The organism is Acetobacter sp. A11-2, from assembly GCF_040208445.1.
GTDB classification, from domain to species: domain Bacteria; phylum Pseudomonadota; class Alphaproteobacteria; order Acetobacterales; family Acetobacteraceae; genus Acetobacter; species Acetobacter oryzoeni.
Genome location: NZ_CP157843.1, coordinates 2,394,310 through 2,408,084, shown reverse-complemented (window position 1 = coordinate 2,408,084; position 13,775 = coordinate 2,394,310). Strand labels below are relative to the sequence as shown.

Annotated in this window: 10 protein-coding genes and 1 riboswitch; of the genes, 6 read left to right on the top strand and 4 right to left on the bottom strand. The window is 58.9% G+C overall.

Features of this window, described 5'->3' with window-relative positions:
• Positions 1-25 precede the first annotated feature (25 nt).
• From ABNV41_RS11775 to ABNV41_RS11750, 6 genes are all read left to right on the top strand, one after another.
• On the top strand, positions 26-949 hold the full coding sequence (locus ABNV41_RS11775; RefSeq protein ID WP_050820328.1) for a LysR family transcriptional regulator: 924 nt from the start codon (positions 26-28) through the stop codon (positions 947-949).
• 65 nt (positions 950-1,014) lie between these two features.
• On the top strand, positions 1,015-2,724 hold the full coding sequence (locus ABNV41_RS11770; RefSeq protein WP_050819210.1) for a Na+/H+ antiporter: 1,710 nt from the start codon (positions 1,015-1,017) through the stop codon (positions 2,722-2,724).
• A 52-nt stretch (positions 2,725-2,776) separates the two neighbouring features.
• A riboswitch (cobalamin riboswitch) is annotated at positions 2,777-3,009 on the top strand.
• Positions 3,010-3,143: 134 nt separating this feature from the next.
• Complete coding sequence (locus tag ABNV41_RS11765) at positions 3,144-5,315, top strand: TonB-dependent siderophore receptor (RefSeq protein WP_050819212.1); 2,172 nt, start codon at positions 3,144-3,146, stop codon at positions 5,313-5,315.
• Complete coding sequence (locus ABNV41_RS11760; RefSeq protein WP_349934758.1) at positions 5,315-6,226, top strand: ABC transporter substrate-binding protein; 912 nt, start codon at positions 5,315-5,317, stop codon at positions 6,224-6,226. The genes ABNV41_RS11765 and ABNV41_RS11760 overlap by 1 nt, the downstream gene beginning before the upstream one ends.
• Positions 6,223-7,236, top strand: a complete 1,014-nt coding sequence (locus ABNV41_RS11755) for an iron ABC transporter permease (protein WP_050819214.1) — start codon at positions 6,223-6,225, stop codon at positions 7,234-7,236. Before ABNV41_RS11760 ends, ABNV41_RS11755 begins: the two co-directional genes overlap by 4 nt.
• A complete protein-coding gene (locus ABNV41_RS11750; protein ID WP_050819215.1) occupies positions 7,230-7,991 on the top strand; it encodes an ABC transporter ATP-binding protein in 762 nt (253 codons plus the stop codon). The genes ABNV41_RS11755 and ABNV41_RS11750 overlap by 7 nt, the downstream gene beginning before the upstream one ends.
• A 19-nt stretch (positions 7,992-8,010) precedes the next feature.
• On the opposite strand, the gene ABNV41_RS11745 is transcribed toward ABNV41_RS11750, so the two are convergent.
• From ABNV41_RS11745 to ABNV41_RS11730, 4 genes are read right to left on the bottom strand one after another with little or no spacing between them, the layout of a single operon-like run.
• Entirely contained in the window at positions 8,011-10,254 is a 2,244-nt protein-coding gene (locus ABNV41_RS11745; RefSeq protein WP_050819216.1) for a beta-N-acetylhexosaminidase, read from the bottom strand.
• Entirely contained in the window at positions 10,251-11,237 is a 987-nt protein-coding gene (locus ABNV41_RS11740; RefSeq protein WP_050819217.1) for an N-acetylglucosamine kinase, read from the bottom strand. The genes ABNV41_RS11745 and ABNV41_RS11740 overlap by 4 nt, the downstream gene beginning before the upstream one ends.
• Positions 11,237-12,169 carry an N-acetylmuramic acid 6-phosphate etherase gene (locus tag ABNV41_RS11735; RefSeq protein WP_050819218.1) on the bottom strand — a complete coding sequence of 311 codons (933 nt, stop codon included), beginning with the start codon at positions 12,167-12,169 and terminating at the stop codon, positions 11,237-11,239. Before ABNV41_RS11735 ends, ABNV41_RS11740 begins: the two co-directional genes overlap by 1 nt.
• Before the next feature lie 21 nt (positions 12,170-12,190).
• Entirely contained in the window at positions 12,191-13,657 is a 1,467-nt protein-coding gene (locus ABNV41_RS11730) for a sodium:solute symporter (RefSeq protein WP_050819219.1), read from the bottom strand.
• Positions 13,658-13,775 lie beyond the last annotated feature (118 nt).

The window sequence follows — 13,775 nt, the reverse complement described above, 5'->3', positions numbered from 1 at the left end:
GTGGCAGCCCAAAAGGCTAACGCGCATGGATAGGATAGATCTTTTTCGTATTTTTGCCCGCGTGGTAGAGGCCGCCAGTTTTACCCACGCGGCAGAAACCTTGGGCATGCCGCGTTCCAGCGTATCCGCCGCCGTGCAGCAGCTAGAAAGCCGCGTGGGGGCACGTTTGCTTACGCGCACAACACGCACAGTTACCCCCACGCCAGATGGCGCAGCCTTTTACGAACATTGCCTGCGCCTTGTGGCGGATGTGGAGGAAGCGGAAAACCTGTTCCGCCAGAGCGAAAGCGCTGTGCAGGGTGTGCTGCGTGTTAATATGCCCGGCCGCATTGGGCGGCTGATTGTAGCCCCGGCCTTGCCCGATTTTCTGGCAACATATCCCGGTCTTTCGGTAGAATTGGGGGTAACGGACAGGGCCGTGAACTTGGTGGAAGATGGGTTGGATTGTGTGCTGCGCGTTGGGCCCTTGCAGGATTCCGGCCTGATTGCCCGCCGCATGGGGGAGCTTGAACTTATAAACGTGGCCAGCCCCATATATCTTAAGCAGCGCGGCACACCCCAATGCCCGACAGATTTGCTGAAAGGGCACGAGGCCGTGCGCTATGCCTCCCCCCAGAATGGCCGGGTAGAGCAATGGGAGTGGGAGGAACACGGCCATACCCACACGCTGGATGTGCCGGGCCGCGTAACGGTTAACAGCGCAGAGGCTTTAATAGCCTGCACACTGGCCGGGCTGGGGGTGATGCAGATACCCGCTTACGATGTGCGCTCTTACCTGCACACAGGCCAGTTGGTGGAAATACTGCCCCAGTGGCGTGCGGCACCGCTGCCTATGGCGCTGCTTTATCCGCACAGGCGGCACCTTTCCATGCGGGTGCAGGTGTTTGCCACATGGTTGGAAGGCCTGGTGCGCCAGCAGGTTTTGCGTCCTGTTTCCGCCATGCCGTAAAGCGGGTGTGTTTCTGCAGAATGTCCGTTGCATAAACACCCAAACACGCCCAAAGAGCGCAGGCCATGTTGACCATAGAAAACATTCTGCTGCTGCTTTTGCTGGCGGCAGTCAGCAGCCTGCTTGTTGCCCTGTTTAAACAGAAGGTGCCGCAGCCGGTTATCCTTATCATTCTGGGTGTGTTTGCTGCGGTGGCGGGCATGCATGTCAGCTTGCAGCCAGATATGTTCATGTTTGTGTTTCTGCCGCCATTACTGTTTGCAGATTCATTTCGCATGCCATTGCGTGAGTTTGCAGAACTGCGCGGCCCCATTCTGTTTCTGGCCTTTGGGCTTGTGGTGCTCAGCACGCTGGTATGTGGCTATGCTATCCACTGGATTGTGCCAGAGCTGGGCCTGCCTATCTGCTTTACACTGGCGGCTGCACTTTCCCCCACAGATACGGTTGCGGTTTCCAGCCTTATTGAAGGGCGCAAGGTGCCCAACCGGCTGTTGCAGATTTTATCGGGCGAGGCCCTGTTTAATGATGCCTCCGGCCTTGTGTGCTTTCGCTTTGCCATGGCCGATGCCCTTACGGGTGAGTTCTCTTACAGGCAGGCTTTTGGCACGTTCCTAATGGTGGCGCTGGGCGGCCTGCTGGTGGGCGCTGCGGTGGCATGGCTGGCAGTTAAGCTCAACCGCGTGCTGGTGCGCCGTGGGTATGATGATCCGCAATCCCAGATCATCTTTGTGTTGCTCTTGCCGTTTTTAATGTACGCTGCGGCAGAAGCGGTGGACTGCTCGGGCATTCTGGCCGCCGTGGCAGGCTGCATGGTGCTCAAACTTTCCGGCATGATAGAGGACACTGCCACTTTTACCCGCCTACAGGCCACAACGGTCTGGAACATTGTCAGCTACGTTTTTAATGCGCTTATCTTTTTGTTTCTGGGCATGCAGTTGCCAGAACTGCTGCAACATGGCGTGGCGCTGGGCCGGAAATATGATGTGGCCTTGTGGCAGGTTGGCCTGTTTGTGGTGCAGATATACGCCATTATGCTGGCCATGCGCTTTGCAGGTGTATGGACATCCGTTTTCGGCCGTTGGGTGGTGGCGCGTATTGGCAGCCTGCCGTTTGAACCCACAGGTTTTGCAGGCAGCATGTTGCTGACATTTGCTGGCGTGCGCGGGGCCGTTACGCTGGCGGCTGTGCTTTCCCTGCCCGAAGGCACGGATGGCACAGATGCCTTTCCCATGCGCGATGCCGTGGTGGTGGCCGCTACGGGGGTGATTGTACTTTCCCTGCTGGCAGCCAGCGTGTTCATTCCGCTGTGTTTGCGTTTTTTGCCGCAGGAGACGGTGGATAAGAACGCGCAGGAAGAAAACATGGCCCGCCAGAAGCTGATACGCGCAGCCCTTGCGGTGCTGACAAAAGCGCGCGCGCAACCGCCAGCGCCCAACCCAAACAGCACAGCACTGGCAAAGCCCGAGGGGCAGAATGCAGATGAAGCCCTGCGGCAGGAGGTGATAGACCGCCTGTATCAGCTGTATCACAGCCGTTTGGAAGAAGAGGACGAAACGCCGCGTATCACACCGCTAGACCGCAGCCGCGCCCTACGCCATGCGCGTATGGAACTGGCGCTGCGCCTGCAACTGCTGCGGGCCGAACGGCAGGCCATGCGGGATATGACATCGCGCAGTGAGATTAACGACCAGACAGAATGGAAGCTCCAGCAGGAACTGGATTATGAGGAGCAGGTTATTCGCTCCCAGTCTCAGCGCCTCCCGCGTGAAGCCTAAAGCCAGCCGCCACACTGGGGCGTGCTTTTGTTGACAAGCCACCCCCAGCCTGTAAACCACACCGCATGATGGTTTCCCCCAAGGGGAATGAAAAGGGAACCGGGTGCCCGCGCCATTGCCTGCAATGGTTTTGCGATATTCCCGGGCTGTCCCCGCAACTGTAAGCGGCATGGATGTGCACGCACGGCGCAAAGCGCTGGCCCACTGGAACAAACCTTTCCGGGAAGGGGTGCCACAACCGAAAAACCGCAAGCCAGGAGACCTGCCATCAGCACACAGTTGCAGACGGGGCATGTCAGCCGGGGTGTGCTGGCAGGCTGGGCAAGCGGTCAGCCAATGGGGTGGTTTGTGCCCTGTGGTGGAAAAAGCCGGGCCAAGTCTCGTGGCAACGCTGTTAAACCGCGAGATTGCCTTAACCCATGTGCCTGAAAATCCTTTTGCTTACCGGCTCTTCCCTGCTGCTGGTAGAAACCACTGCCGCCATGGCGGCAGATGCCGTAAACCCCGCTACATCAACGGGTAAAAACACCGTTGATGCCAAAGTGGCCGTAACACCCGCCGCCACCGCTCCGGCGCAAAAGGCGCCTCTCTCTCATGCAGCGGAGGGCCCGCAAGCTGTGCAGGCCCGCAGCACGCAGGCTTACCCGGATTACGTTACGGTAAGTGCGGCCCGCCACCCCATGCGGGCGGATGAAATTGGCACGGCCATGACGATTGTGACAGAAAAGCAGATCCTCACCCAGCAGCGCCGCACGCTTACAGATATTCTGGCCCGCCAGCCGGGGCTGAATGTGGTGCGTTCGGGTGGCTTTGGCGGCACCACCTCCATTTTCATGCGCGGCAACAATGCCAACGAGGTGAAAGTGCGGCTGGATGGCATGGATATTAACGATGGCAGCTCCACCTCCGGCGCATTTGATGCTGCGCAGTTTGTGACCGATGGCATGGGCCGCATAGAAATTTTGCGCGGGCCACAAAGCGGCCTGTACGGGGCAGATGCCATGGCCGGGGTTATTGATATTACCACAGCACAGGGGCAGGGCAGGTTTACGCCTTTTGTGCGGGTGGAAGGTGGATCTTACGGCACGTTCAATCAGGTTATGGGCGCGCGCGGCAGTAAGGGAAAGTTTCATTACAATGTTGAACTTTCCCATTACCGGCAGGATGGTTTTCATGAAATCCCGCGCTATATCGGCCGCTATTTTGGCGCAGACAAGGAACAGCGCCACCGGGGGGACAGAAACGATAACCGCTCCGCCAACATTCGCTTGGGCTATGATGTCACCCATAATTTTGATCTGGGGCTGACGGCCCGGCTGATACAGAGCAACCTGCACACCTACAGCGCCTATAATATGGAAGATGAATATTACAGTCGGCTAGGATATTACGGTGATGTGGGGAGCGAGCGTGAACACACCACGCAAAATCAGGCCATTGTGCGGGGCACGGCGCATTTATCCTCATTCGGGGGCAGGTTCGATCAGGTGATTGGTCTGGGGTATATGACAGGCCGCAGAAGCTGGACAGAAACCGGCACCACGCTGGAAGGTGATGCCTTGCAGTATGACCCCACATATTACCGCACCAGCCGCATTAAAATAGATTGGCACGGCACTGTTAATCTGGACAAATACGGATCTCTGCTTGTAGGGGCAGAGCATTTTCATGATACGTTCAATTCCAGCCAAGGAAACAGTGCAGCATCTTCCACACCGTTCAGCACCAGCGCGGGCATGGATACCACAGCAGGTTACGGGCAGTATCAGGGCAACTGGAACAAGATTTTATATGGCGCGGCCAATATCCGGTATGATGCCAATTCCCGCTACGGCAATTACGTGACGTGGCGTGTGGCTCCGGCCATTCATATTCCGCACAGCGGCACGGTTATCAAGGCCAGTGCGGGCAGTGGCTTTCATGGCCCTTCATTGTATCAGCTTTTTGCCAACCAGATTTCCACCAGCTATGCGGAAAAAGGCAACCCCAACCTGCGGGCCGAACGCCTGATAGGGTATGATGTGGGTGTGGAACAGACACTGGCGCATGATAAACTGCATTTTGGGGCCACATGGTATGAAAACCATGTGCGCAATCTTATTCAGTCTGTCAGTTCCTACGAAAATTACTATTCCACCTATTCCTACAATAACGTGGCCCGTGCCCGCATGTATGGCGTAGAAGCGTATCTGGATTGGAAAGCGCTGGATACGCTTGATTTCAACCTGAACTATACATGGACCCACGCGCGAGATGCCTCTACCGGGCAAGCCCTCCAGCGCCGCCCGCAGCACAAGTTCAACTTCAACACCACATGGCAGCCGGTAGATGGGCTCTCGCTTTCGGGCAATATCCTGTATGTCAGCGGTTCGCGCGATACGCCGGTTATTTCCGATACGTACCAGTATTGCAGCACATGCGGTAAAGACCACGGATATTTCACCATAGATCTGGCGGCCAGTTATAAAATCAACCGCTATGTCACCGTATTTGCGCGGGCGGATAACCTGCTCAACCGCCAGTATGAAAGCCCCATAGGCTACCTTCAGCCCGGCCGCGCAGGCTATGGCGGCTTTACGCTGAATTACTGATGCAGCTTTCCGTCTTCCTTCGCCGGGTGGTTGTGTGTGCATGGGGTGCTGCCCTTGCGGCGTTTGCACCCGGTGCGGCATGGGCGGAGCGTGTGGCATCGCTCAACCTGTGCACAGATCAGCTGGCCCTTATGTTGGCAGATCACAAGGATATTATAGGCGTATCCACCCTTGCGCGGGATTGTACGGAATCTGTGTTGTGCCAGCAGGCGCAGGATGTGCCGGTGTTGCAATCCACCGCAGAAACAGTGCTGGCCGCCAAGCCCGATGTGGTGCTGGCAGGACGCTTTACGGCACGCTTGGCTGTGCGTGCCGCCAAGGAGGTAGGGGCCAAGGTGCTTACGTTGCCGCCTGCATCCTCCTTGGCGGATATTCCAGATCAGATCATGCAGGTTGCCAATGCGGTGGGGCAGCCAGAACGCGGGCGGCAACTTGTGGCGGCGTTTCAGGCCCGGTTGGCAGAAATAGCCACAACCCGCCAGGTGTCAGACCCCATAGCCGTGGTGTATGAGGCCAACGGTTTTGTGGTGCACGCCCATAGTCTGCCAGATGATGTGCTGGCCCATGCCGGTTTGCGCAACTTTGCCACCACGGCAGGCACACCTCCCTTGGGTAGGCGTGTGCCGCTGGAGGTGCTTTTGGCCTATCATCCGGATTTATTGGTGAGAGACCCTTCCGGCCCCGGCCATTCTCTTGCACAGGCCATGCTGTCCAACCCGGTTATGCTGGCCATGTTTGCACCGCCGCATGTTGTGGATGTGCCAGCCCGCCTGTGGCTTTGTGGGTTGCCGCAAACGCTGGATGCCGTTGCCACATTACGCCATGCGCGGGATGGTATTGTGGCTGATGCTGCAAGGCATGTTTCACATCCCCCCATAGCACAACCCACGGTAAAGGAGACCCAACCATGAAGCCCCTGCGCCCCGTTGTGCTGAACACCCTGCTGGCGTTGCTGGTGGCTGTTATGGCTGTGGCCTCCCTATGGTGGGGGGAAAGCAGCATTAACGTACCTGCGGCTTTGGCGGATTGGTGGAACAGTGCCCATTCCATAGGCGCGGTCATTATGGGGCAGTTGCGCCTGCCGCGCATGTTGCTGGCCCTTATGGTCGGTGGCACGTTGGGGCTAAGTGGTGCGGTGCTGCAAGGTTATTTGCGCAACCCGCTGGCAGATCCGGGCCTTTTAGGTGTTTCTGGCGGGGCGGCCCTTGGGGCTGTGTGCGTGTTTTATACAGGACTTTTTCAAATTGCCTCGGCATTGCTGCCGTTGGGCGGCTTGGCCGGTGCATTGGTAACAGCCATGTTGTTGGTGGCCTTGGTAGGGCGCGGCGGGGCATTGGTGCTGCTGCTGGCCGGTGCGGCCGTTAGCAGCTTTACGGCTGCCCTTACGGCATTGGTGCTCAACCTGGTGCCCAGCCCCTATGCCACGTTTGAAATTATGCATTGGCTTATGGGGTCTTTAACAGATCGCACATTAAATGATGTGCTGCTGGCCTTGCCCGGTGTGGTAGCGGGCTGCGCCCTGCTTATGGGCTGTGGCCGCGCGCTGGATGCCCTTACAATGGGGGAAGATGTTGCCCAGAGCCTCGGCTTTCGGCTGGGGGGTGTAAGGGGCGTGCAAATGCGCGTGGTTGTGGGCACGGCCTTGGCTGTGGGGTCCTGCGTTGCGGTTTCTGGCGCTATCGGGTTTGTGGGGCTGGTGGTGCCGCATTTGCTGCGGCCTTTGGCGGGGCATCGGCCATCTCGGCTGATGGTGCCAGCCTTTTTGGGTGGTGCGGCACTTTTGTTGGCGGCAGATTTGGCTGTGCGGTTAATGGCCGGGCGCACAGAGTTGCAGTTGGGCGTGGTTACGGCGTTAGTGGGTGCGCCTGTGTTCTTCCACCGTGTGATCCTGTTTAGAAAACGGAATATGCTGTCATGCTGAATGTGCAGAATGTTGGCTTCAGCATAGAAGGCGCGCAGCTTCTCCAATCCGCCAGCGTGCAGTTCGAGGCCGGGAGTGTGACAGCCCTGATAGGCCCCAATGGTGCAGGCAAAAGCACATTGTTGCGCATTATGGCGGGGTTGCTGCCCGCCACGCAGGGGCAGGTGGTGTGTAATGGCACACCGTTGCAGCAGCTTACACTGGCCCAGCGTGCGCGGCTTATGGCGTATATGCCCCAAGATGTGCCGCCGTTTCCGCCCATGCCAGTGCGGGAGGTGGCATCATTGGGGCGTCTGCCCTATGGGGAATCTTCAGCACAGGCCTTGCATCATCCAGCAGTGGCGCAGGCCTTGGCAGAAGTGGGCTTGCAGGATTTGGCAGAGCGCCCGGCCAGCCAGCTTTCTGGCGGGGAGCGTGCACGGCTGATGCTGGCGCGCGCCTTGGCCGTGCAGGCCCCCATCTTGCTGGCGGATGAACCCGTAGCTGCGCTGGACCCGGCACATGCCTTGGCCGTTATGCAGGTGTTTTGCAAACTGGCAGCACAGGGCACATGTGTTGTGGTGGTGCTGCATGATCTGCTGCTGGCCACACGTTTTTGCAAAACGCTGGTGCTGATGCAGCAGGGGCGTATTCGGCACATCATCCCGCCCGCCCGTTTAACGGATGATATGGTGCGCCAAACTTACGGTGTAACCACCCGGCGGGTAGAAAACGCTGTTGTGCCGTGGGATTTATGCACGGCACAACCAAATTAGCATTTGCAAAAATATATGATCAGGGCAGGGTTAATCCGCCCTCACGCGTTACAAGTGCCTCCACACCCGGCACAATACGTTGAATGAGATCCCCCGCAGGTTGGGGCGTGTTGGTGACAACATGGATGGAGGAGGAAGCTGCAATGTCCTTGTGTGCGGCATCCAGTGTTTCCCGCGCCTGTTCACGCCAGCCGGGGGTACGTTCTGCGCCTAGTGCCGCCAGCCCGGCACGCGCCAAAGCGGCCAGCCGGGCAGATGCCGCCAGTGCGGGCGTAAGGGCGGCATGGCGGGCTGCAACCTGATGAAACGCGGCATCATTATCCGCCCAGATTGTGAGCAGCCGCTCCAGCTCCGGTTTAAGCTCTACCTTGCCGTTTACAAAAGCCACTGCTTCTGCATTAAACTTTTCAGCCTCAAAGCTATCCGGGCTGGCAATATCTGCCGGGGTATTTAAATCTTGCTCCGTGGCTGTCTGCTTATGGCGAATTTGTAAAAATTCGTGGTTATGGGCGTAATTGCGAATAGGGGAAACAGCACTCAGCAGCACACGCGGGGCCTGTGTTTCACCCGCTGCCAGGCGGTCTAGCAGGGCTTCTGCATCTTCCTGGCTTTTCAGGCCCAGAAGGTCCAGCTTGTCCCGCGTTACAGCCAGCCTGCCATACAGGGTTTGGGGCACGCAGTTTTGCGGGGTAGACCAAAAACGCTCCGCCACAGCGGCCATACGGGGCCATAGGCGGGCATCCAGCATGTCTTCATCCACCACCTCTGTCCATAAGGCACCTTCGGCCCCCAGTATCAGGGTTTTTTGCTGCTTGGTTAAGGGGGGTACGGGGGCTTCGGGCTTGGTGTCTGTTGGGGTGGCAATGGTGCCGCCGGGGCCGGTTGTCTGGGATGCGGCCTGTGCCTCTGCGGCATCTTTGCGGGTGTCTAACGGGTCTGTCTCATAATAGGCAGAGGCCGGGAGCAGCCTGTCCAGATAATAAGGGCCGGAAACCACCACCGGCAAACCTGCCTCTGCCGCTTTTGCCGTGTTGGCCGGGCCGCGCCAGCTTTCTATAATGGTGTGGGGCGGCACGCTGGCGGCCAATATCTCATCCCACCCCATAACGGTTTTGCCATCGGCTTTGAGCATCTGCGCCACGCGGTTTGTAAAACTGGCTTGCAGATCAGCCGGTGTGGCAAAATGATGCGCCTGCATGTAGTGCGCAATGCGGGGGGTGAGTGTCCACTGTTTGGCCACCACCTCATCCCCACCAATATGGAACACAGGGTCCGGGAACAGGGCGGACATTTCAGCATACAGGCCGCGCACAAAAGTGTAGGTGGCGGGGTTTGTGGGGTCCAGCGCTGCGCGGTTGATCTCGGCGCGGTCTGTCGTGTTCATGGGCAGAACAGAGGCGTATTGAGGGTAGGCCAGCAGCATGGCAAAGCTGTGCCCCGGCGTATCAAACTCCGGCACAATGCGCACGCCCCTGTCTGCCGCATACTGCACCAGATTACGGATTTCGGCCTGCGTGTAATATTGCCCGTGGCTGCTGATTTTTTGCAGGCGTGGGTAATGCCTGCTTTCCACCCGAAACGCCGCGCCATCTGAAAGATGCAAGTGCAGCACATTCAGTTTCACCATTTCCATGGCATCAAGCTGCCGTTCAATGGTGGGGATGGACATGAAGTGACGGCTGACATCCAGCATCAGCCCCCGCCATGCAAAACGCGGGCTATCCTGAATATGCGCCTGCGCCATAACGGGGCCTGTGGCCTCGCGCCGCACAAGTTGCACAATACTGGCCAAGCCGTGCAGCACACCGGCAGAGCCTTGCGCGGTAAGGGTTATGCCATCTGGCCCCACATCCAGCGTATAATCTTCCCGCATGGTGGGGGCGGGAAATGTGGCCTCACGCGCATACTGAATGTGGAGGGGAAAGGTATTTTTGTCCTTTCCTGCATTTTCCAGTGCAACAGTCTGCCCGGCCACTACGCTCATGCGGTTTGCAAAGCGCTGTATGGCACGGGTTAAAAGCGGGGTGGGCGGGGTTTGCCAGATAACCTGCCAGTTGGCAGGCAGGGCAAAGGCAGATCCATCCGTTTGCAGGGAGTTGGGTGCAGGCATGATAACCGGCGGCCGTGGCGCGTTAAACGCTGCGGGCGGTGCGGTATCTGCCTTGGCGGGGGCAAGATGAGCACCAAAACCCGCCAGCACGCCTATGGCGCACCCTGCTGCCAGAACACGTAAACCAGAGCGGATGGAAAACCCCTTTATCATGCAATCGCCTTTCCATGCGTGAGATTGCGGGCAAGTTGGCAGATCCATGTGGCATCAGTGTGCCATCCGGCCAGTTCTGCTGCTTTTAATACCGCGCCACCAATAGGGGGCAGCGTGGCCGGGTGCGGTTCTGCCCCCAGCAGGGATGTTACGGTTTGCAGCACAACGGGGTTGTGCATCACGCTGCCGCCGTAGCTCCATGCCAAGGGCAGGGGAGAAGGCGGCAGGTTGCTTACCTGCTTAGCCGTTGTATGGGCCAGTTCTGCCAGGTGCCCGCCAGCGGCACGCAGCAGGGCTATGGCGTATGTGTCTTCATTTAGGGCCAGCGTGTGCACGGTTGCCGCTACATCTCCCACGGCGGAGCGAGGGTGTGTGCGGGTGCGCAGCCATTCCCGCAGGGCATCTGGCGCGGTGGGGCCTATGGTGGGTAGGTTCAGGCTGTGCAGCAGTTCTTGCGCAAATGCGGCAAAAGGCACGGAAGGATCATCCAGATACCGCGTGGCATAGCCTAGGGCTTTGCGGCCTATCCAGTATCCGCCGCCTTCATCCCCCAAAAGCCAGCCCCAGCCGCCAGCGCGTGCTGTTTGCCCGTTTGCGCCAACAGCCATGGCGACAGACCCGGTGCCCGCCAGCACAAACACACCCGCCTGCCCGGCAAAGGCTGCGCGGTGTGCGGTTTCTACATCGTTTTCCAGCCACAGCCGCACATTGGGGCCAAGGGCGGTGCGGGCCACCTGTTCCTGCTGGGCGGAGGAAGGGCGTGCGGCATCATACCCCGCCATACCCAGCACGGCAGATTGCAACGTGGTGCGCGGCATCTGTTCTAAAAGGTGGCGCAGGTTTTCGGCCCATTCTGGCCGGTCAAACGGGTTGCAGCCGGGGCCGGTAGCCTGTGCCAGCACGGTGGCATCGGGCGCTATCACCACCGCACGCGTATGGGTGCCGCCGCCATCTAGCGCCAGAATGGTGGGTTGGGCGGGCATCAGGCGTGGGCCTTTGCGGGTGTTTGTGCAGCAATACGGGCCAGAGCCTTGCGCAAATGCCCGCCACACAACACCAAAAGCTGCCGAGCCTGCGTAACATCCAGCCCGTGGCGCAGCAGCACGGCCAGTTTGATGCTGCCATTGGCCTGTTGCAGGGCCTCTTCTGCCTGCGCCTGTGTGCAGCCTGTAAGATGGCGCAACATGCGGTGCGCACGCCGCACCAACTTGGCGTTAACAATGCGCATATCCACCATTTGCCCGCGCCATGTATGGCCCAATCGGATCATCAATGTGGTGGAGAGCAGATTGAGCGTAACCTTTTGCGCCGTGCCGGCCTTCATGCGGGTAGAGCCTGCCACCACTTCTGGCCCGGTCTGGATCAGCACCGGGTATTCCGCATTTAGCAAACGCGTGTTGGGGCTGCATGACATGCCAATGCACAGGCTGCCTGCTGCCTTCGCGGTTTCCAGCGCAGCGCAGGTGTAAGGCGTGCCACCGCTGGCGGCCACACCTATTACAACATCCTGCGCAGTAGGGGCGTGGGCAGTTATGGCGCGGCGGGCTTCGGCCTCATCATCCTCGGCCCCTTCCACGGGGTTGAACAATGCGGCATCGCCTCCCGCCAGCATCAGCACCAGCCGTTCGGCTGGCCAGCCATAGGTGGGAATAAGCTCTACCCCATCTTGCAACCCAATACGGCCCGATGTGCCTGCGCCCACGTAAAACAGGCGGCCTCCGGCTTCTAACCGCGGCACGGCGGCTGTAATGGCGGCTTCCAGTTGTGGCAGGGCAGATTTTACGGCAGCCACGGCCCCAAGCTGGCTTTCCAGCAGGGCTTCCAGCACCGTGCCTGTGGGCCATATGTCCAGATCCGTATAGCGGGCATCCAGCGTTTCTGTGTGGGCAAGTGGAACAGAGGCAGGCTGGAGCATAAGCGGAAAACCTTTATAAAACTAACGGTGATTTCTCTTTTGTATCACATAGCGTAGGCCGACCAGCCCAAACAGTGTGATCATGCCCAGCACAATCAGCCAGACAAACGCCAGCGGTTTGCCGTAGGGGTGCAGGTACATCATGGCCAGCACCATAAGCGGCACGCTCAGGCCAAAGGCGGGGGCCAGTGTGCGGGCTTTTAAACCGGGCCATGCCATGCCTGCTATAAAGCTGGCCAGCATGGGACCATACCCACATGCAGCAATGGAAAGCCCCACCAGCACGGCAGACTGGCTGCCCTGTGCAAACAGGCCCGCGCAAAGCACTAACGCCCCGGCCCAGAACAAGGTGATAACCCGTGCAAACCCAAGGCCGGAAAGGCCAAGCCTGCGGGTGGCCCATGCGCAGGGGGCGGCAAAGTCTCCCACAGTGGCGGCTGTCATGGCGGACAGCGTGGCGGAGAGAGACCCCATAGTGGCTGCCAGCACACCCGCCAGCATTAGCCCGCGCAGGCCGGAGGGCAGTTCCTGCGCAATATAGGCGGGAAAAACAGCATCCGGCGTGGCAAACCCGGCCTGATGCAGGGAGGCCCCACCATGATGCACCCATAACAGCACCCCCACGCCAGAAAGCAGCGCAAACAAAAGGCCCACACCCACAGCACTGCCCATAAGCGCCAGCCGCGCATCACGCAGGCAGCGGGCCGCCAGCACGCGCTGCACCATAAGCTGATCTGTGCCGTGGGAGGCCACGGAAAGCACCGTACCGCCTAAAAGTGCCGCCAGAGGTGTGAAGGAACTTGTGAAAGGTGGCGTGTTATAAACAAACAAATCAAACCGCCCAGCGGCTTGCAGCGTATGCAGCACACCCGCAGGGGCTGCATGCCATAGCAGGGCAAGGCAGGCCGCAGATCCAAACAGATACAGCCCGAACTGAATACTGTCTGACCACACAACAGCGCGCAGGCCACCGCACAGCGTATAAAACAGCGTAACAAGCATAATGCCGCCCAGCAGCACGGCATGGGGCAGACCCATATGTGCGGCATCCAGCATGGCGGCTAAAGGCAACATACCTGCAAACAGACGCACTGCCTCGGCCAGCAAACGGGTGATGAGGAATGTGGAGGACGCCATGCGTTGCATGGAAGAGCCAAAGCGCTGGCCCAGCCAATCATACGCGCTCAGCATTTTGCCGGACTGGTAAAGAGGCAGAAACTTCCATGCCACAATGGCGCGGCCTATCAGATACCCTAGCGCCAACCCCACAAAAACCATGCCGCTGCCATAGGCAATACCCGGCACGCTAATAAGCGTAAGGGTGGAGGTTTCTGTTGCCACAAGGGAAAGGCATAGCGCCCACCAGGGCAGATCTCCATGCCCTTCAAGGTAAGCGGTGGCGGAGGTCTGGCGGCCAGCAAGCCCCAGCGCCAGAAGGGGCAGGGCAGTCAGATACGCCAGCATGACCAGCAGATCGGCAAATGTCATATCAGGCGTAAAGATTTTGGCATGATGTGGCTGCGCTAAAGCTGTTTTGGAAGAATAAAGTGAGCGTAGTTTTGCCGTTGCAAAAGATCAACCGCTTGGGCGCCTGTTGTTGTCTGAT